General features: G+C 37.4%; 23 protein-coding genes. 7 read left to right on the top strand and 16 right to left on the bottom strand.

What is annotated here, in order from left to right; all coding sequences use genetic code 11:
- Positions 1-495, bottom strand: a complete 495-nt coding sequence (locus RI845_RS10250; protein ID WP_348386085.1) for a DUF2937 family protein — start codon at positions 493-495, stop codon at positions 1-3.
- Positions 496-657: 162 nt separating this feature from the next.
- On the opposite strand from RI845_RS10250, the gene RI845_RS10245 reads away from it, so the two are divergent.
- From RI845_RS10245 to RI845_RS10225, 5 genes are all read left to right on the top strand, one after another.
- On the top strand, positions 658-1,209 hold the full coding sequence (locus RI845_RS10245) for a DUF1415 domain-containing protein (protein WP_348386084.1): 552 nt from the start codon (positions 658-660) through the stop codon (positions 1,207-1,209).
- A gap of 12 nt (positions 1,210-1,221) precedes the next feature.
- Positions 1,222-1,854, top strand: a complete 633-nt coding sequence (locus tag RI845_RS10240) for a LysE family translocator (RefSeq protein ID WP_348386083.1) — start codon at positions 1,222-1,224, stop codon at positions 1,852-1,854.
- A gap of 125 nt (positions 1,855-1,979) precedes the next feature.
- The gene (locus RI845_RS10235; RefSeq protein ID WP_348386082.1) at positions 1,980-2,753 is read left to right on the top strand and encodes a hypothetical protein; all 774 of its coding nucleotides are present in this window, start codon (positions 1,980-1,982) and stop codon (positions 2,751-2,753) included.
- A 35-nt stretch (positions 2,754-2,788) separates the two neighbouring features.
- Entirely contained in the window at positions 2,789-3,637 is an 849-nt protein-coding gene (locus RI845_RS10230; RefSeq protein WP_348386081.1) for a glucosaminidase domain-containing protein, read from the top strand.
- A gap of 18 nt (positions 3,638-3,655) precedes the next feature.
- Complete coding sequence (locus tag RI845_RS10225) at positions 3,656-4,336, top strand: DUF2987 domain-containing protein (RefSeq protein ID WP_348386080.1); 681 nt, start codon at positions 3,656-3,658, stop codon at positions 4,334-4,336.
- 68 nt (positions 4,337-4,404) lie between these two features.
- On the opposite strand, the gene RI845_RS10220 is transcribed toward RI845_RS10225, so the two are convergent.
- From RI845_RS10220 to ccoN, 13 genes are all read right to left on the bottom strand, one after another.
- Positions 4,405-5,178: an outer membrane protein OmpK gene (locus RI845_RS10220; RefSeq protein WP_348386079.1), complete on the bottom strand. Its 774-nt coding sequence runs from the start codon at positions 5,176-5,178 to the stop codon at positions 4,405-4,407.
- Positions 5,179-5,267: 89 nt separating this feature from the next.
- Entirely contained in the window at positions 5,268-6,557 is a 1,290-nt protein-coding gene (locus RI845_RS10215) for an NCS2 family permease (protein WP_348386078.1), read from the bottom strand.
- A 105-nt stretch (positions 6,558-6,662) separates the two neighbouring features.
- Complete coding sequence (gene ttcA, locus RI845_RS10210) at positions 6,663-7,607, bottom strand: tRNA 2-thiocytidine(32) synthetase TtcA (RefSeq protein WP_348386077.1); 945 nt, start codon at positions 7,605-7,607, stop codon at positions 6,663-6,665.
- A 106-nt stretch (positions 7,608-7,713) separates the two neighbouring features.
- Positions 7,714-8,634: a universal stress protein UspE gene (gene uspE / locus RI845_RS10205; RefSeq protein WP_348386076.1), complete on the bottom strand. Its 921-nt coding sequence runs from the start codon at positions 8,632-8,634 to the stop codon at positions 7,714-7,716.
- A 163-nt stretch (positions 8,635-8,797) separates the two neighbouring features.
- Complete coding sequence (fnr, locus tag RI845_RS10200) at positions 8,798-9,520, bottom strand: fumarate/nitrate reduction transcriptional regulator Fnr (RefSeq protein ID WP_348386075.1); 723 nt, start codon at positions 9,518-9,520, stop codon at positions 8,798-8,800.
- Between the two features lie 43 nt (positions 9,521-9,563).
- Positions 9,564-10,232: a sulfite exporter TauE/SafE family protein gene (locus RI845_RS10195; RefSeq protein ID WP_348386074.1), complete on the bottom strand. Its 669-nt coding sequence runs from the start codon at positions 10,230-10,232 to the stop codon at positions 9,564-9,566.
- Between the two features lie 6 nt (positions 10,233-10,238).
- Positions 10,239-10,460 (bottom strand): cbb3-type cytochrome oxidase assembly protein CcoS, encoded by a 222-nt coding sequence (ccoS, locus tag RI845_RS10190; protein ID WP_348386073.1) that lies wholly within the window; start codon positions 10,458-10,460, stop codon positions 10,239-10,241.
- 7 nt (positions 10,461-10,467) lie between these two features.
- The gene (locus RI845_RS10185; RefSeq protein ID WP_348386072.1) at positions 10,468-12,870 is read right to left on the bottom strand and encodes a heavy metal translocating P-type ATPase; all 2,403 of its coding nucleotides are present in this window, start codon (positions 12,868-12,870) and stop codon (positions 10,468-10,470) included.
- A 16-nt stretch (positions 12,871-12,886) separates the two neighbouring features.
- The gene (locus tag RI845_RS10180) at positions 12,887-13,369 is read right to left on the bottom strand and encodes a FixH family protein (RefSeq protein ID WP_348386071.1); all 483 of its coding nucleotides are present in this window, start codon (positions 13,367-13,369) and stop codon (positions 12,887-12,889) included.
- Positions 13,370-13,564: 195 nt separating this feature from the next.
- Positions 13,565-14,545 (bottom strand): cytochrome-c oxidase, cbb3-type subunit III, encoded by a 981-nt coding sequence (gene ccoP, locus RI845_RS10175; RefSeq protein WP_348386070.1) that lies wholly within the window; start codon positions 14,543-14,545, stop codon positions 13,565-13,567.
- Positions 14,545-14,724, bottom strand: coding sequence for a cbb3-type cytochrome oxidase subunit 3 (locus RI845_RS10170; protein WP_348386069.1), 180 nt, complete (start codon positions 14,722-14,724; stop codon positions 14,545-14,547). The genes ccoP and RI845_RS10170 overlap by 1 nt, the downstream gene beginning before the upstream one ends.
- 2 nt (positions 14,725-14,726) lie before the next feature.
- Positions 14,727-15,398 carry a cytochrome-c oxidase, cbb3-type subunit II gene (gene ccoO, locus RI845_RS10165; protein ID WP_348386068.1) on the bottom strand — a complete coding sequence of 224 codons (672 nt, stop codon included), beginning with the start codon at positions 15,396-15,398 and terminating at the stop codon, positions 14,727-14,729.
- 10 nt (positions 15,399-15,408) lie between these two features.
- Positions 15,409-16,836, bottom strand: coding sequence for a cytochrome-c oxidase, cbb3-type subunit I (gene ccoN / locus RI845_RS10160; protein WP_348386067.1), 1,428 nt, complete (start codon positions 16,834-16,836; stop codon positions 15,409-15,411).
- Between the two features lie 358 nt (positions 16,837-17,194).
- Between ccoN and RI845_RS10155 the strand changes: the two genes are divergently transcribed.
- Positions 17,195-17,569, top strand: coding sequence for a hypothetical protein (locus tag RI845_RS10155; RefSeq protein ID WP_348386066.1), 375 nt, complete (start codon positions 17,195-17,197; stop codon positions 17,567-17,569).
- 35 nt (positions 17,570-17,604) lie between these two features.
- On the opposite strand, the gene RI845_RS10150 is transcribed toward RI845_RS10155, so the two are convergent.
- Positions 17,605-18,225, bottom strand: a complete 621-nt coding sequence (locus RI845_RS10150; protein ID WP_348386065.1) for a LysE family translocator — start codon at positions 18,223-18,225, stop codon at positions 17,605-17,607.
- 62 nt (positions 18,226-18,287) lie between these two features.
- The gene (locus RI845_RS10145) at positions 18,288-19,346 is read right to left on the bottom strand and encodes an energy transducer TonB (protein WP_348386064.1); all 1,059 of its coding nucleotides are present in this window, start codon (positions 19,344-19,346) and stop codon (positions 18,288-18,290) included.
- 173 nt (positions 19,347-19,519) lie between these two features.
- On the opposite strand from RI845_RS10145, the gene RI845_RS10140 reads away from it, so the two are divergent.
- Positions 19,520-20,593: an endonuclease/exonuclease/phosphatase family protein gene (locus RI845_RS10140; RefSeq protein WP_348386063.1), complete on the top strand. Its 1,074-nt coding sequence runs from the start codon at positions 19,520-19,522 to the stop codon at positions 20,591-20,593.
- The last annotated feature ends 52 nt before the right edge of the window (positions 20,594-20,645 follow it).

Genomic DNA, 20,645 nt, shown 5'->3' with positions numbered 1-20,645 from the left:
TTAAGTATTTCTTTGAAATATTTTTAAAGTCATTGAAGAAATTAAACTGGCGAAAATAGCAAAGCCTATTCCTGTTGCTATTGCAGCGATATTTAATGGAATTGTTAATTGATAATCTTGTAAGGTAGCTTTAGCGATTTCTAAATCTATTTCTATAAAAAAGTAATAAATTTTAGTGACATAGTCTGATTCAAACAAATGAGATACTTGTTTACTTAATAAAGATATACGTTCGATTAAATCAAACACCACGTCACCGGCAGCGTTTATACCAGGATCGCTATTCATTTGATAACGCTTTACCAATAGTAATATATCGCCTTGGTAATGTTGGTCTGCTATATACTGGTATTTTTGCAATTGATATTGCGCTTCTGCTAAGTGGCCAGAAATACGCTGTCCATACTGTTGAATAAACCCTGGCAGTTGCATGGCAATTATTGCATTTACAGCAAACAATATTTTATCGAAGGTGCTAAAAATAAATTTAAACATATCATGCCGTTACAATGGGAATTAATAATTATAGTAACTTACCAATAGGTAATAGCAAGTTTGGAGTCCGGCGTTTAATTATTTTAAAAATCTATTGGCATGTGTTTATGCGATTTTGTTAAACTAGATGCTGATAAACTATCTTCCAATCAAGAATGTTCTATGTACAGCAATCAACAAGTAATCAATCAATGTAAACTATGGGTAGAAAAAATCATTATCGGTTTGAATTTCTGTCCATTTGCTAAAAAGGAATTTGTGCAAAACACTATTGCCTATCCGGTTATTAGAAATGTTGATTTAGCTACCGCCTTGCAATCTTTATTGAATGAGTGCAAACGATTAGATGATCATCCTGAAATTGAAACCTCGTTAGTGATATATCCAGAAAATTTTCAGTACTTTTATGATTACTTGGAACTAGTCAATATGGCTGAAAACCTTATTGTGGCAGAAGGGTATGAAGGGGTATATCAAATAGCCTCTTTTCATCCGGATTATATGTTTAATGGAGTTGATGAAGATGATGAAAGTAATTTCACTAACCGATCACCATTTCCAATTTTGCACGTAATTCGTGAACAATCGATGGAGAGGGCGGTTAACGCTCACCCTGATCCTGAAGGTATTCCAGATAGAAACATCGAGTTATGCTATGAAAAAGGTAGTAACTTTTTTAAACAGTTTCTTGTCAGCATAAGTAAAGAAAAATAAAGGATATTGCACATGGATTTTAGCCATTATTACGCTGAGTTTTTAACGATTGCTTTGGTACACTTTTTGGCTGTGGCTAGCCCAGGTCCAGACTTTGCCGTTATCGTAAAACAAAGTTTAACCCGTGGCCGCCGCACTGCTATTATCACCAGTTTTGGCGTTGGCAGCGCGATACTTTTACATGTTACCTATTCTTTAGTCGGTATTGGTTTACTGATTGCCAGCGATCCAATGTATTTTACCGTACTATCTTACATTGCCGCTACTTATCTAGGCTATATAGGCATTCAGGGCCTTAGAGCTAAGCCCAATAGTGGTCATAGTGATGATAAATTTGCGCAAAAACAACAGCAAAGTGGCACTAAAGCATTTTTTACCGGTTTTTTAGTAAATGGTTTAAATGTTAAAGCAACATTATTTTTTGTATCGTTATTCTCTTTAGTGATCTCGCCACAAACACCAACACTTGTGCAAGCATTTTATGGTGGCTATATGGCATTAGCTACAGCGGCTTGGTTCTGCTTTTTATCGATTATGTTAACGATTGGCAAATTCAGAGAGAAGCTATTACAAAAGGCGCACATCATTGATCGTTTTATGGGGATAGTTTTACTTGCATTAGCCGTTAAAATTATACTCACTTAGGCATATTACTGATTGCATTGGTATCCTAAACATAATTCATTACAAACTTAACCATACTTTACTAATCACTTTTAGTGTTAGTTTGGTATAATCATTTCCATACTCTCATAAAGAAAACCATTATCGTGCAAGAAAAAAGATTCGTTGAAATAGGCTCAAACCTTGATAAAGCAGTTCAGGGTGATTACAAGTTAGATGTTCAAGCAATTTTTAAAGAAGGCTGGTCTTTAACTAAAACCAATAAACAAGCCATTTTATCTGGGTTGGTTTTTGTGTTTTTAATGGGCATTATCATTACCATGGTCGCTGCCGAGTATATGGGCGGAATCGAAACCGTGATGCAAAACAATCAGTCGCAAGTGGCGATTAATTTAATCATTACGGTGTTGTTATGGCCTTTTATTGCAGGCATTGAGATGATGGGGATTTCTCATGCTGTTGGCATAAAAACTCGCACGGCTTTTGTTTTTTCATTTTTAAAACGTAGCGCCTATACCGCAATTACAGCCCTTATTATCGCGAGCATTACCTCCTTAGGCTTTTATTTGATTTTACCGGGCATATACCTTGCAGTGGCTTTGTCACTTACAATTCCACTTATTGTTGAAAAAAATATGTCGCCAATGACAGCTATTGTATTGTCGTTAAAAGCAACTAGGTTCCAATGGTTTAAATTATTGCAGATATACAGCATATTACTGTTGGCTGCTATGTTGACATTATTACCCGGTTTTATCGGTTTTCCACCACTTATAGCATTGGTAATATTTTTTGTCGCCATGGGGTTTCTTGCGCCACTGTATTACAATATTAAAGGTATTTTATACCGCGAAATTTTTGGCGTACGAATGCAAGTCATTGGCAAACCTGGTGAACAAGACATGTTCTTTTCAGCGTAATATGATTACAGTAGTAGTATAAGAAGGATCTTATAATGGTTAGTCCAAATAGAAAAAAGCATAATACAATCAAAGGTGTATTACTCATAGTCATCTTTATGATGGCATTATTTCCGTTTATTTTTATTAGTGAAACAGAAGTACTTATCAGTGAACATACAATAGAAAATAGACCGAAAACAGAATCGAGCAAACAAGTTGTCATTGAAAAACCTTTACACGACGTGCAACTGCCTGATTTTATCTCAATTAAAGATATACCCACACGCAAACAACAATTCTTTGATTTTTTAAAACCGGCAATCGATGCTGAAAACACTAAGCTTGCCAAGCGACGAGCAAAAATTATTGCAATTTCTTTGGTATTAAATGAACAGCAAGAGTTAACCAAAAAACAGCACAAAGTTTTAGCGAAATACGCTAAAAAGTACAAGTTAAAAAATACCTCTTCATCGACAGTAATTGTTGAACAGTTATTGTTGAGAATAGATCAAATTCCAAGAGAGCTAGTATTAGTACAAGCTGCGAATGAATCTGCTTGGGGCAGCTCTCGGTTTGCCCGAATAGGGTTAAACTTTTTTGGCATGTGGTGTTTTAAGAAGGACTGTGGATTGGTACCAAGAGGTAGAGACTCAGGGTTAAATCATGAAGTAGCGGCATTTGATGATCTTGAGCAAATGGTAAATCATTATTTTCACAATATTAATACTAACCCTGCATATGATTTGTTCAGGACAATAAGAGGTCAGTTAAGAGATAATGGCGTCGAACTTCGTCCTGATGTGCTGGCCACCGGTTTATTACCTTATTCAGAGCGTGGCATGGATTATATTGTCGAAATAAATACTATGCTGCGTCATAACCATAAATACATTAAAGCGTAAATTTGAGTAAAAAATTAAATGAAACAAAGTTCAAACAAACTCAGTTCAATTAAGAAATGCATCGCAGTGGGCGTCCTATCGCTAACTGCTTTTGCCAGCCAAGCAGTAGATCTTGAATATAAAGGCTTTTACCAGCGATTGGATTTGATTAAAGAGAATAAGCTAGATCACATTACCATGGGTTTTTACCTGGTCGACTCTTATAAAAGAACCCGTTGTGAACTGGTAGATGCAACTATGCTTGCACAAGGCAAAGAACCGGCAGCAATTCAAATAGCTGAAGATGGTCAACTTCTTGTACCTTTATCGCGTGAACTGTACGACAAGTTTGCGTTGCTAAGGGTTAAACTAAAAGATGAATACCAAAATTGTATTTTGCAAATGCAAATGCAGGTTAAAGATAAAACCAAAACAGATTTTACTTATAGTGAATTAGCGTTAATTACCAAGCAGATGCAAGAATTGGTTGACGAGTTTGGCTCGTTCCTCTGGTTTATGATGCCTAACGTAAATGGCTTACATATTGAATTAAGCCGACCAGACAGTATGTCTTATGTCGACGGAGCGCTTAAATCTTCATTAGTGTGTGAACAAGAGAAATGCAAGTTAGCCATTGATCAAGATAATCATTCTACTGAAAAGGCCATTAGTTTTGATTTACCACCAACGGTAATTTCACCATGGATCAAAGACGATTAATTTCTTAGTTTAAATACAAAAAAAACACCACAAATTAGTGGTGTTTTTTATTTGTGGACAGGTTACTGTTAAAGGTGAACTTTAATCATCGCACTAAATACAGATTCTGTATCAGGAAAGGTAAGGCCAAATTTATTTACCCAGTACGAATATTCAAATCCTGCTTCAAATTTCTTTGGTACACCAAAGTATTTACCAACATCTAAGCGTAATTGTGGATTAAAGTGAAAATCAGCGGCATGAGTTTCCTCTGCTGATGACCAGTCAATATAACCATCAAACATAAAGTCTGCACTACCAAGACTAAACGGCAGGCCCCAAACAACGGTTAGTTGCGTGTCGTTGTCAATGTTTTCATTATTAGCTTGATATACATTTACATTGAAAAAAGCAAACCCTGGCACTGTTAAGTCGGCACCAACACCAACAAGATAGTTATCGAAACTTTGTGAAAAGAATTCGTTTTCATAAGTATCGTGTTCCCACGTTGTTGCTATGAATACATCTGAAACGATGCCAAATTCCATTTTTGAGCCAGTAACATAGCTAAGACTTAAACGTGGTGATAGCTCTGCATATGTTTCTTTGGTTTCTGGGTGGCTTGAATCTTCTTTAAAGTCCAAACGGTCAGCAAAAAAGAATAAATCGCCCCAGTTGTGTCCTGATGCGTGTTCTAAAGTAATAACAGTTACGTCATCATTTGTATCTACTTCATATTCACTAAGATTTTTTAATAAAGAGATCGAATTATCGCTCCAAAATATTTCTGCTTGGGCGTTAAACGTAACTAAAGAAGCTGCTGCGATTAATGCAGAAGACAAGGTTTTAACTGTATTATTCATTATTTTCCCTGAAATTTATGATTATTTTAAATAATTTAATGGCGGCAAGCAGACCCTTTTAAACAGGCCTTATGCTTGCCTAAATAGAATTACATGAAGGCAAATTTAGCAACAAACAATGCAGCTAAAAACCAAACACTCGGGTTAATGTCGGAAAAGCGGCCACTGAATACTCGAACCGCAGCGTAACTGATGAAACCGAAGGCAATTCCGTCAGCGATTGAGAATGTTAGTGGCATCGTGATCAAGATAACAGCGACAGGTACGGCATCCATTAAATCATCCCATTTTACATGGACCAAACCGCCAAGCATTAATACGCCAACAAAGAATAAAGCACCTGCTGTTGCGTAGGCTGGGATCATTCCAGCTAATGGCGAGAAGAATAGGGCTGCTATAAATAATACGCCTACCGTTACCGCCGTTAAGCCTGTTCGACCACCTGCTGCAACACCAGCTGTACTTTCAACATAACTCGTCGTTGTCGATGTCCCTAACATAGAACCTGCAATTGTCGCTGTTGAGTCAGCTAACAAGGCTTTTTTCAAGCGTGGCAGGTTACCGTCGTCATCGAGCAAGTTACCTCGATGGGCTACGGCAATTAGTGTGCCTGAGGTATCAAATAAGTCGACAAACAAAAACGCGAAAATAACGCTGATCATACCAACTTCCAATGCACCTGATATATCTAGTTGAGCTAGAGTCGGCGCAAGTGAAGGTGGCATTGACATGATACCCGAATAGGTTACATCGCCAAACATAAGGCCAAGGGTAGTGATCACAAGAATTGCGATCATTACTGCTCCATTAACGTTCAAGCTAACTAAGCCAACGATAAGAAACAAGCCTAATACAGCCATCATCGGACCGAATGAAGTAATATCACCTAATGTAACTAACGTTGCAGGGCTTGCGACAATAATTCCTGAATTCTTTAACGCAATTAACGCCAAAAACATACCGATACCTGCGGCAATACCAAACCTTAGTGCATGGGGGATCGAGTTTATAATCCATTCTCGAACTTTAAATATACTTAATATGGTAAAAATCACCCCTGAGATGAATACGCCCCCTAAGGCAACATTCCAAGTGTATCCAAGCTCCATAACCACAGTAAACGTAAAGAATGCGTTTAATCCCATACCAGGTGCTAATGCGATAGGATAGTTGGCATAAAAGCCCATTATGAAACAACCAATAGCCGCAGCTAAACACGTAGCAACAAATACTGCTCCATGATCCATACCTGTCATTGCCAGCATGCTAGGATTAACAAAGATGATGTAACCCATGGTTAAGAATGTGGTGAAACCAGCCATGATTTCACGTTTTGTATTTGTACCATGTTCTACAAGCTTAAATAATTTTTCAAACATGCAAGTTTTCCTCAGTATATTTTGTCTAACGTATTGTTATTTTTTATATTTATTACTAATAGATAGCAGTTAAAATCAAAAAAAACGAATTTAAAAGTAATTGGGTTATTTAATTTCTGTAAAATTTACAAGGTCACCTTGCTCAAACTTAGGCTGAACAAAACTCGTTGCGGGTGTTATTTCTTCTTTATCAAAAGCAATGTCGCCGCCATTTACAACACCTGTATTTAAATCAACATTCTTAAAGTCGAATAATTGATGATCTGCTAAATGAGAAGGTACGACATTTTGTAATGCGGTGAAAATAGATTCGGCACGTCCTGGAAATTTAATATCCCAGTCTTTCAGCATGGCTTTAACATTCTGTCTTTGCAAGTTTGGCTGACTGCCACATAAGTTACATGGAATAATTGGAAACTGTTTTAATCCGGAGTACTGTTTTATTTCTTTTTCTTTACAATAAGCAAGTGGTCGAATTACTACATGTTCGCCATTATCTGATACAAGCTTTGCAGGCATGGTTTTGGTTTTACCATTAAAAAACATGTTCAGTAAAAGTGTTTCAATCATATCATCACGGTGATGACCCAATGCTATTTTAGTAACCTTTAAACGCTTTGCAGTGCTGTATAAAATCCCTCTGCGTAAGCGTGAACAAAGGCTGCAGGTGGTTTTCCCTTCTGGAATTTTATCCATAACAATAGAATAGGTGTCTTCTTCGATTATATGGTATTCAACACCTAACTCTTTAAGATATGTTGGTAATATATGCTCTGGAAAGCCCGGTTGTTTTTGATCTAAATTAACCGCTACGATATCAAAATGGATTGGTGCAGAGGCTTTAAGTTTGAGTAATATATCCAGCATGGTATAACTATCGGCACCGCCAGATAAACACACCATGATCTTGTCACCATTTTCTATCATGTTGTAATCGCTTATTGCTTTACCCACATGATGACGAAAACGTTTCTCAAGTTTTGCTTGCTGTTGCTTTGCAATTTTAACGTCAGTAACGTTTGATGGAGTATTCGGGGTCTGTAATGACATGTTGCGCACCGTATAGTTTACTTTAAGGCGCGCATTATACATAAGTTAAAAGCTTTAATAAATTAGCGATTAATGCTTTATAAGCAGTAAATCAATCAATTTAATTTTATTTTAGAAATGGCGATTGATAGCCGTCAGGTTTTAAAGCTAATAAATCACAGTTTAAACGGTCAATCACGTGTTCCGCAGTATTACCAATAAGTACTGCCGACAAGCCTGTACGGCCAATAGTCCCTAAGATCACCAATTCTGCGTCTATTTGTGTTGCAACTTTTTCAATGACATCTTCAGGTAACCCTTCTTCTACATGAAGAAATTCCTCCTTCATGCCAAATTTATCAGCATGCTCTTTCATGACATCCACATGATGTTGTTTCATCGCATCATTGTATTCATTGGCATCAAATTCTGGAATTTCTATGGCGATGTTTATCGGGGTGCCAGGGTAAGAATTAACAAAATGTACATCAGCATTAATCAGTTTAGCCAGGTTGATAGCCTCTTCAGAAATCTTGTTGTTTAATGACTGGTGCTCTTCTTCTTCACTACCGGCATTCACTGCTGCTAAAATATGACCATTATCAGGCCACGCGTGTTCTTTTACTAATAATAATGGTACCCAGCATTTACGAATCAAGTGCCAGTCGGTCGGGGTAAATATTACGGATTGTAAAGTGGGGTGCTCATGGGTGCTTTTAATAACAACATCAAAGCCATTGTCTTTTACTTCATCAAGAATTGCTTCAAATGGGCGGTTATGCCACACCACTTTAGTTTGGATGTCACAATCAAAGTCTTCTATCAGATCAGTTAACCAATTGGCTCTACCCTTAACCACAGTTTCACGCATTGCTTCACGCTCTTCACCGGACAGCATGGTAGTCATTTCATAGGAAAAGTCATAAATAGATAAAAACGCAGTGACCTTAGCACCTGAACTTTTGGCTAAAATACATGCTCTTGCCAGTGCTTTTTGCTCTTCAGTTGTTGGATCGATAACGACTAATATATTCTGATAACTTTCCATACGTTCACCAATATAAATATTATTAAGCTGATATAAGCTTAATATGAACTGGCGATTGTTACAAATATGTTATTGAATATTTATGGGGAATTGTGAAAAGTTTATTAACGCGTTGATTTAAATCAAATATAAATCAACGCGGCAAGTAGAGTTGGAAATTTGTTTATTTGCTATAACCGGCTAATTCAAATAAGCCATCTTTGTCTAATATGGTAATGAATTTATTCTCTACTTTGATCAAACCTTCCTTTTGAAAGCGAGTCATTAAACGAGAAATTGTTTCAATGGTTAAACCAATATAATTTCCTATTTCACTTCGGGTCATCGGTAAGTTAAATTCAACCGAAGATAAATGACGACTTCCTAACCTACGTCCGTAGTTAGCAAGGAATGTTGCTAATTTTTCTTCCGCATTTTTACGGTTTAATAGCAGTAACATTTCACTGCTACATTGTATTTCTGAACTCATTAAGCTCATCATCTGAGCTTTAAGTTTAGGAATTTTGCTTGAAAGGGTATCAAGTACTTCAAACGGTATTTCACACACCATTGACGTCTCTAATGCCTTAGCGAAGCTAGGATGGCTTTTATCTGAAAGAGCATCAAAACCCATTAAATCACCGGCCAAATGAAACCCGGTAATTTGTTCTTCACCTTGTTCAGAAATAATAAATGTTTTGAACGTGCCCGAGCGAATAGCATAAAGGGTATGCAATTCTTCACCTGCTTTAAAAATTTGGGTGTTTTTTTGCACTGGCTTTTTACGTTGAATAATATCGTCAAGTAAATTCAGTTCTGTTTCATTTAAACTAAATGGTAAACATAGTTCACTGATACTACAGTTCTGACATTTAATATTATTTGCAATGGGTATTATTTGAGGCATATTTCTTTACAATCTACATCTTAATTCTGTTGGATGAAGAGTACTAAAATATTTGATTTAGGGCAATATATAACGAAAATGTACCGTAAATAATCAGTAAAATTGCTGTTAATTTACGAATTAAAACAGATTGTAACGTTTTAGTTACAAATTTAAAGCCAGATGACAGGGTAAGTAAAGCTGGCAGTGTTCCTAAACCAAATGCAAACATGATTAATGCACCGTTGTACCAAGACGCACTGGCGATGGACCAAGTAAGGGTCGAATAAACTAATCCACATGGTAGCCAACCCCAAACCACTCCTAACATTAATGACTGCTTTATATTGGTAACGGGTATAAATTTCTTACTCAGAGGCTGTAGATACCTCCATAACATTTTGCCTATATTTTCTACTTTTGCTAAAGCGAACGACCATTTTGCGATATAAAGCCCTAAAAATATAACAAATAACGCGGCAATAACCTTTAACCATAAAATAGGAAAGCCTAGCGATTTAGCAGCGAGGGAACCCGTTAAACCAGCAATGGCTCCAGCAAAAGTATAAGCGCTAATTCGGCCAAAATTGTAGGCTAAGATAAGACTGATATTGGCTTTTGATTTGTCTTCGATTGACGCTGTTAGCATTGTTGTTATGCCGCCACACATGGCAACACAGTGTCCTGCGCCAGCAATACCAATTAGAAACGCAGATAAAAAATCTAATTCCATAAGTAGTTACTGATCAGTGTTACTTGGGGTGTGTTCATCGTTCGATTTAGTTGTTTCGCTTTTGGTAGGTTTTGTTTTATCAGTTGTAGGTTCATCATCAAATAAAATACTCATTCCCTGTTTTTCTAGATCGTCAAACTGTTCTGTTTTTACTGCCCAAAAAAATAAATAAATAGCTATCGCTGTAAAAATGATGGCAATAGGAATAAGGATGTAAATAACGCTCATAGAATCACTACTTTAATAATCTTAATGAATTAGTGACAACAATTATTGAACTTGCTGACATTCCTAATACTGCCATATAAGGGGTGATAAAACCACAAACAGCCAGTGGTAAAATAATAGCGTTGTAAGCAAATGCCCAACCAAAATTTTGCTTTACAATATTAGACGTTTTAGTGGCTATGTGTTTAAGTCTTAATAAGCTTGATAAATGATTATTCAATAAAATAACATCGGCACCACTTTTGGCTATTTCCGTACCGCTCCCCATTGCAATAGATACATGGGCTTGTGCGAAAACAGGGGAGTCATTTACCCCGTCGCCAACCATAGCTACAGTCTTACCTGCTTCTTGTTTATCAGCCAATATGGTTAGTTTGTCATTGGCACTACATGTATCAAAGGATTGATCAAGTTGTACCTGTTGATTAAACGCATCAACCCCAGCTTTATTATCACCACTGATCAACAGTGTTTCAATGTTTGCTAAACGCATGTCATTTATGACTGTTTTGGTATTAACTCGTAATGTATCTTGCATATAAAACGTTGCTATTAGAATGTTATCTACCGTTAATAAACATTGTGCCTTATGATGGCTGTCATCTATAGGTGTAAATTGTTCAATCCAGCTCACTTTACCAATGCATATTTGGTGACCATCTTTAGAGCCTTTAACGCCGCAACCGGGAACCACTTCAACATCTTTTACATTGACATCGTGGTTTCGATATTCATTAAATGCTTTCGCTAATGGATGTTCAGAATGTGCTTCTAATGCTGCAGCTATTGCTAAGATACTGTCTCGGTCATATTGTTTGTTAAGTAAAACAATATCTGTAATGGCAAATTCGCCGTTGGTTAACGTGCCTGTTTTATCAAAAGCTATACAGTCTATTTTAGGCATAGTTTCTAACACGTGGGCATTTTTGATCATGATGCCGTCTTTGTTTAATCTGATTGTGCCACACGTTAACGCGGTTGGGGTGGCCAGTGACAGGGCACAAGGACATGTAGCAACTAATACTGAAAGTGTTATCCAAAACGCCTCTTCTGGAGAGTGCATCGTCCAATAAATCGATGTACCTATTGCGGTTAACAATATTAATGCGACAAAGTATTGTGCAATACGGTCGGAGAGTTTCGCGATGGCTGGTTTATGAGCTTGTGCTGATTCACTTAGGCGGATCAAATTGGTAAGGAAACTATCAGAATTAGTTTTAACAATTTCTATGGTTAAATTGCCATCACTGTTTACCGTACCGGCAAATACTGTAGACCCTTTAGCTTTTTGCACAGGGGAATGTTCACCGGTAAGCATGGCTTCGTTGACACTAGACTTACCTGATAAAATTATTCCATCTCCTGGAATAGTTTCACCGGGTTTAACAATGACTATATCGTTTAACTCTAATTGCTTGGCACTGACCACCTGTTCTTGCTCTTGTTGATCAACAATAACAAGTTTTGTTGCGGTTAATGGCATAAGCTTCAACAGGTTAGCTGATACCTCTGCAGCTTTTGCCCGCGCTCTAAACTCTAGATATTTACCGATCAGCAATAAAAAAGTGAACATTGCTAACGACTCAAAGTACACTTCACCTGAGCGTGTGAATGTTGCCCAAGTACTGGCACAAAACGCCAGTATAATTGCAATAGACACCGGAACATCCATTGATAACCGACGGGCTTTTAATGCTGAAATGGCTCCCGTGTAAAATGGAAATGCGCCGAAGGTAACAATGGGTAGGGTGAGAACAAAGCTCGTCCCACGTAAATAGGCCAAATTATGCTCTGCTAAGTCACTAAATGCGCCAAAATACAAACCGAAGGCAATCATCATGACCTGCATGGTTAAAATACCGGATACGCCAAGACGACGAACAAACGCTTTCGATTGTTGTTTATTGCGCTGTTCGGCTAAGTTAGCCTTAAATGGTAACGCTTGATATCCAATTTGATGAATCGCGGTTAAAATATCACTGAGTTTGATAGCGTCATTTTGCCAAGTAACAGTGGCTCGTTGTGTTGTCGCGTTAACTTGTATTTTAGCGATGCCAGGTTTTTGTGATAATTGCTTTTCTATTAACCAAGCACATGCTGCACAAGACATACCATCGATAGACAGTATGGTTTCTTTACAATTATCAACGTCGAAGGTGAATTCATTCTGTAGGTTTTCATCGTCAATAAACTGGTTATTGAGCAAGGCATCAGGGACTTGAGCGTCAACTTTATTACCTTTTTCACTACGAAATCGGTAATAGTCTACAAGATTGTTGTCTACGATTGCGCTTGCGACAGCCTGACAACCAATACAGCACATATCTCGAGCTTTGTCGTCAATGACAACTGATAACGAAAGACCCGTTGGGATTATTTCGCCACAATGAAAACAGTTTGGATTGTTCATTTTAGTGGTTTATTCATTAAAATTGTAATTCAAACTCGGTAAATTGCGACTGAGGCAGGGCAACCGTAGTTTGCATTTTCCACTCACTATCAAAAGGAGTTACCAATACACGCCATTTCCCTTGTACGTTTTGGTCAAAACTTTGACGCATCCAACCTTTACCGTCAGGCGTTAATTTCACTGAAAAGTCACGTTCAGCCATGGTCACATGGTAGAAATTTACGTTAAGAACCGGGAATGTTTTTTCAATGCCTGTTGGAATTAAAATAATTTCATTATTCGTCACTTGCATATCAAAGCGAATGCCTAGCTTTTGCGCCAGTTTGTATTTACGAATGTCCTGATTAATGCTTTTGCCCTTTTTATAGTAATCATCAACTACAACGGTGTCGGCATTGTTTTGAGCAACAAAAAAGACGGTAGTACCGACGAATACTGAAATTAACGGAAGACCAAAGACTAGATAAGCCCACGGCTCTTTATACCAAGGTGTTTGCATTTAAAAGTTCTCTGTTGTGTAAGTGACCATGTTAACGCTTCATTAAGAAACAAAAAAGAGGGTGTTACATTAAGTAAATTGTTATTTGTTTATGCTATATTTTACAGCGTAAACAAATAAAAACTCAGGGTTTATACAGAAAAAACAAAACCCTGTCTAGCAATGCCATCCAGGGTTTTGTTGAAAGCAGTTTAGTTACTCTTGGTTAGATAAGCTATAAACGTACGCACTAATTACACGTACCTTATCTTCACCTAGAATATCTTTCCAAGCAGGCATCACACCAGCACGGCCATTGGCAATGGATTGCTGAACAGCACGTTCAGAGCCACCGTATAACCATACATTGTCGGTAAGATTAGGAGCGCCTAATGGGATACCCATTGCAGTACTACCTGTACCATCAGCACCGTGACATGCTGCACACATAGCAAACTTTGCTTCGCCTTTAGCGGCTAATGCAGAGTCTACTTTAGCTGCGCGCTCTGGGTTAAGAGAAAGTACGTAAGCCGCAACTTCTTTAACACCTTCTTCGCCACCAACCATAGTTTCCCATGCGATCATGCCTTGTGCTTTACGACCATGCAAAATTGATTGCTCAATCGTTTCGCCATCGCCGCCGTATAACCAGTCATTATCAACTAGGTTAGGAAAGCCGGTTGTACCTTTGGCATCACTACCGTGACATTGTGAACAGTTTTGTAAAAACAAACGTTGGCCAATTTTCAGCGCTTTTTTGTCTTTACTTAATGATTCAACGTCTTGTTTAGCAAATTCTGCAAAAATAGGACCAAACTTAGCATTTGCTCTTTCAATCTCACGGTCATACTGAACCGCTAAACCAGCTTCTTTTGCACTAGCAACTTGAGCTTTTGAGTCAGCAAGGCTTGTTACGTCTTGGTTTGAACTTTTCCAACCAAATAACCCTTGATAGCTACCTAAACCAGGGTATAAAGCTAAGTAGCCGAAACCCCAAATAATAGTAACTAAAAAGAACGTGCTCCACCACTTAGGAAGAGGGTTGTTTAATTCTTCGATACCGTCAAACTCATGGCCCATCGATTCCCCTTCAGGAACACCAGCAAAGTTTGTTAAACACCAACGTAATAGTATCCAGCAACCTACTAAGGTGCCAAGTGTTAAAACAGATATCCATACAGTCCAAAATGTAGACATTAATCGTCTCCTTTGTTCTTATTCACTTTGTCGTTTTTATTTTCGTTTTCGTCAAAAATAGAATTAGCAGCTTCATCAAACGATGATTTACGATTTTTGTTATAAGCCCACAGTACTATGATGATAAATAGTACGAAGATTAATACCGTAAAAATGCCTCTTAATAAGCCAATATCCATAATTATTTCAACGCATGACCAAGTGATTGTAAATATGCGATAAGAGCGTCCATTTCAGTTAGACCATTCTTACCAGTAATACTTTTCGTCGTTTTAAACTCTGAACCTGCGTTAGCAATATCGTCTTCAGAATAAAGAGGGATAGGGTTACCATCAGCATCTTTATGGCTACGATTTTTTGTAAGCATGTTAAAAATTTCCATCTTTCTGGCTGATAACTCATTTGACGCTGGCGTTTCAGCTAACCAAGAATAAGATGGCATATTTGATTCAGGAACTACTGAACGTGGATCCATTAAATGAGCATAATGCCAATCATCTGAATAACGTTGACCAACACGAGCCAAATCTGGACCAGTACGCTTAGAACCCCATAAAAATGGATGTTCCCAAACTGACTCACCAGCTACAGAATAGTGGCCGTAACGTTCAGTCTCAGCACGCAAAGGACGGATCATTTGTGAGTGACAGTTGTTACAACCTTCACGGATGTAAATGTCACGACCTTCCATTTCTAATGCCGTATAAGGGCGTAGACTTTCAACGGGTGTCGTAGTTTCTTTTTGGAAAAACAAAGGTGTTATTTCAACTAAACCACCAATACTGATAGCAGCAATAGTCATAGTGAAGAACCAGCCTAAGTGTTTTTCTACTTTTTCATGTTTATTTTGCATGGGGTTCTCCTTAAGCCATTACTTCTTGTTTTTCTAAACTATTGTCTTTAGCACCAATAGTTTTGAACATGTTGTAAGCCATTAATAGGAAACCAGCTACCACTAATACACCACCAACAAAACGGATGAAGTAGAATGGGTATGAAGCTTGTAAACTTTCAACGAAGCTGTAAGTCAACGTACCGTCAGTGTTAACCGCACGCCACATCAAACCTTGCATTACACCTGAAATCCACATTGCGACGATGTATAAAACAATACCCGTTGTGTGTAACCAGAAGTGTACATTGATTAATTTAATGCTGTACATACGACCTTGGTTAAATAACACAGGGATCAAGTGGTACATTGCACCTATTGAAACCATCGCAACCCAACCTAGAGCACCAGAGTGTACGTGGCCAACTGTCCAGTCGGTGTAATGAGATAATGCGTTTACAGATTTAATTGCCATCATTGGCCCTTCGAACGTAGACATACCGTAGAAAGACAGAGAAACAATCAAGAAACGTAAGATTGGATCATGGCGAAGTTTATGCCATGCACCCGATAACGTCATAATACCGTTGATCATACCACCCCATGAAGGTAGGAATAATACGATAGACATTACCATACCAACACTTTGCGTCCAGTCTGGAAGCGCTGTGTAGTGTAAATGATGAGGGCCGGCCCAAATGTATAATGATACAAGTGCCCAGAAGTGAACGATTGATAAACGGTAAGAGTAAACAGGGCGTTCAGCTTGTTTTGGTACAAAGTAGTACATCATACCTAGGAAACCTGCTGTAAGTAGGAAGCCAACGGCATTATGTCCGTACCACCATTGCATCATCGCATCGATAGCACCTGGGTATAACGAATAAGATTTTGTCCAAGTTAATGGAATAACCATTGAGTTACCAATGTGTAAAACAGCAACGGTTAGGATGAAACCACCAAAGAACCAGTTTGCAACATAAATGTGCGATGTTTTACGCTTTAATAAGGTACCAAAGAATACAATTGCATAAGACACCCAAACTAAGGTGATTAAAATATCAATTGGCCATTCCAGTTCAGCATATTCTTTTGAAGAAGTCAGCCCCATAGGAAGAGTTATTGCAGCGGATAAGATAACTGCCTGCCATCCCCAGAAGGTGAAAGCGATTAATTTACCGCCGAATAGTGCTGTTTTACAGGTACGTTGTACAACATAGTACGACGTTGCAAACAGAGCGCTTGTACCAAATGCAAAAATTACCGCATTGGTGTGTAAAGGACGTAAACGAGAGTAAGTTAACCACGGAGTTTCGAAGTTAAGCGCTGGCCAGATTAACTGAGCTGCGATTAATACACCGACTGCCGTACCAACAATACCCCAAATTACAGTCATTACAGTAAACTGGCGAACAACTTTGTAGTTGTAATCCATTTCTGTGAGATTGCTTTGACTCATATTAAAGGTTCCACATTTATAATTATAAAGTTGATGTGAGTGAATATAGCTACTAAAATCTCATCCACCCAGAAGCATAAAAAAATTTAGTAACTACTTAGTTATAGTTCAAAAAAACAACACTTTATAGTTTGTTATTTTTCGGGGGCGATAATATAGCTTACAAGGGCTATTGTCACGCTTATCGTTTTAAAATATGACCTAGATCAAGAAAATGTTTCAAATTGTAACTTTTATGTACAGCACATTAACTTTTTAACATATTATTCACAGTTTTTTAATGGCATTTATGATTAAATTTTATACACCTATATTTCTAATTTTATTGATAATTTCGGTTTTTCTTGGTTATCAATTTTTGAATTCTGATAACAAGCAAAATACTGGTCAAATCTATTGTGACTTTAGCGCCGGAGGTTGTCTAAAAACTCGTGATTTTGGTGTTTTTGAACTAAACGCATCGCCAAACATCATAAAGTCAGAAAATGAAATATTTTTTTCATTAAAATCAAAACTTAATCAACCAATGAAAATCAGAGCGGCGTGGATTGAAGGCAAGGATATGTTTATGGGAAAAATTCCATTGTTTTTTGAGCAAAACAATGGTTCGTATCATGCTAATACATTAATAGGCGCTTGTACTGAAGAGCAAATGATTTGGACAATGTTAGTTGAAGTACAAATAAACGACAAAATCGAAACTCTTTTGTTTGATTTTGTCAGTTATCAATAATAATCCCAAGATCAAGTTATACGGTTTAGTATTCGTTAGCTTAGTGCTAACCAAAGCGCGACGCCCATCATTAACGTTCCTGAAATTCGATTCATCAAGCGTACATTCTCAGCTTTAGCTAATAACAAACCTAATGATTTTCCGCCCGTAGCATACAGCATCATACAAACAAATTCAGACACCAGGATAACCCCAACTAAAAAGCTCAATTGCACCGCTACAGAGTTTTCTGGATTAATAAAAGGTGGCAGTAATGAAATCATAAATGCCCAACCTTTAGGATTGGCAATGGCAGTAACTAACCCTTGCATAAACAAACCTTTACGAGAAACCGTAGGTGTAGCTTCACGATTGTGGGTAATGGCCATTTTACCTTTAGATAACCACATTTGTATGCCTAGATAAGCAAGATATAAAGCGCCCACTATTTTAAAGATGCTGAATACTTCAGGTAGTTTAAGCATTAATGCGGCAACCCCTAAAACAGCGGCAACAGCAACTGAGGCTACACCTAATAATTCACCCATCATCATCCACATTGTACGGCGTACACCAATACTCATACCCAATGTTAGAGCAAGGGTCATGCACATTCCCGGGGTAATGCTAACGAAAAAAAAGGTAGGGATAAAAATTGCTAAAACTGCTAAATCCATTGATAGTGTCGATTAAAGATATTTCAATGGATTTTAGCTGATTTAATGCGGCTAAGATATTGTTATTTGATGGCGACTAAATCATTTTTAGTTTCTTTAGCCAACTCGACTAATTTGAAACGGGTATTATCTTCACCAAAGACGATAACTCGACAACCTTGCCATGAGCTTGGGATCTTCCAGGAAACATTATCTTCAATTGTGTATGCACTCCGTTTATTAGCGCAACGAATTTCTAGTTTTACCAAGTGACCATCAATATCGGTAATTGAAAACTCATTTCGGACTAATGAATGACCCCAATGTTCTCTATTCTCAATATTTGCATCAATTGATATGTGTTTATCTGAAGTTACTAAGTTATCAATTTCTAAGCGATGTGATTTATATTTTTCTTTGATTTGTTCAGATGCGTTTGAATCAATAATCTTATCTGAAAACTCATAAGCCTTAACAAATAAATTATGATGCAAATAAAGGGAATAGAGCTTTTGATATAAGCTGATCTTGAAACTATCTTTTAAGGCATGTTCCCCAGTGATTATCGCGTTTTCATAATGTTTTAATTGAGACTTTTTATCATTGTTAAACTCAGCATGTTGGGCTTTTAAAATTTCAGTGAAAAGTACCTCGTTAGAGTTTTTAGTTAACTTATCGAGTTCATCAATTTTAACTTTAAATTCCGTAAGCGTTTTTTCATTTGCAAGCAAAGAGGCCTGTTTATAAGCGTTATTAAACTTTTTTGAAGGGGCTGTATGCATTTTAAAATCTAATTGCACCCTATTTAAACACGACTCTACCGGTTCGCCATTTTCTAGAGCGGGTTCATATTTCCATTTTTTTACTGCTCTACGGGCTGATTTTTCAAAAGAACTGCTGCCAGAAGAGTTTTCAACGATGACATTTGATACAGAGCCGTTTGCTTCTACAACATAACTTAATTGTACCCAACCATCATTGCCACTTTTGGCTTCCTTTATAGGGTATTTAGGCTCAACTCTCTTCAATGGCAAAGCAGATACAAAGTCAATTTCTTGGACTAAATCTGTATCAGCATATGCATAAGGGCTAAAGGCAGGTAACAGTAAGGTAGAAAATAAAGAGCACTTAATAATTTTCATGTTATATCCGTTTAGACATGTTAAATATTTGAATTTATTTAATATATCTTATTTGTTTTAAATATCAATAGGGTAATTATTTAAGGTGAGATTTGAAAATGGCCAACAAGTACATCATAAATCAGTTATAATTTAGGTATTAAAAAGTTGAATATATTTTTCAAGGAAAGCGGTTGCCAAATACCAACATTGACGCAATTGAACCGGTTGCTTCTTCCAATCTTGTCGCAAATTCAAACATTAAAATAGCCACCTTTAACCTGTTTAATTACCTTGAGCCACCTTTTGCATTTTACGACTTCGAAAAAATTTTAAGTAGTGAGCAATGGCAAAAGAAGCAAAAATGGATCGTTGATTACCTTGTTGAATTTGAGCCTGATGTTATTGGTTTTCAGGAGGTGTTTAGCCCAGAGCCGTTGAAACAATTAGTTCAAGAGCAAGGCTATCCATACTTTTATGTGGTTGATCAAGCAGAAGTTTTTGATGACTTTATTTGTAAAAGCCCAGTAGTTGCTATTGCCTCTAAATATGAAATTACTGAAATAAACGCTGTGCAGGCAGATCCTAAGTTGGTACAAGCGATGGGTCTTAGTAATGACTTTTCATTTAGTCGAAAAGTCTTACGGGCAAGTATAGATTTACCGCACATAGGCATTTGTGATTGCTATGTTGTGCATTTTAAATCTAAGAGGTCATTGATAGAGCATGAACAAAGCACTGAATTGTCACCAGAAAAAAATATTATCGAAAAACTTAAAGCGCAAGTGATAGGCGGGTGGGGCTCATCTGTTCAACGAGGTAGTGAAGCGGCGCTGTTATTTACTGAAATGATCAGTCAAAGGGAACAAACTGGTCGGCCAATGATATTAATGGGAGATTTCAATAATACCTTACAAGATGGTGTACTAACGCATTTATTAACCAATACATTACGCTTTGCTTCTGCATTTGATGTAAACGCCTACCTAGAAAAATATTGTTTGAATGATGCATGGGATTTATTTCAAAGTACTGATAACGATACACAACACATCGATCGCAAGCCTACGCATTACTATGGTGCTACAGGCTCAGTCTTAGATTATATTTTATTATCATCTGAGTTTGATGCGAATTACCAAACCAGCTTGTTTGAAGTAAGCGGGTATGACACTTACGACCGGCATCTTATAAACCCTATTTTTGAACGGGATGGTGAAAGTACAGATCATGGAGTTGTATTAGTAACACTTTCGCTTAGAGCGTAGTCGTGTTTTATTAATATTTATGCACAAAAAAACCGCTTTTCAGCGGTTTTTA

It is taken from the genome of Thalassotalea nanhaiensis, assembly GCF_031583575.1.
Lineage (GTDB): Bacteria > Pseudomonadota > Gammaproteobacteria > Enterobacterales > Alteromonadaceae > Thalassotalea_A > Thalassotalea_A nanhaiensis.
This window is presented reverse-complemented; position numbering and strand designations above follow the sequence as displayed.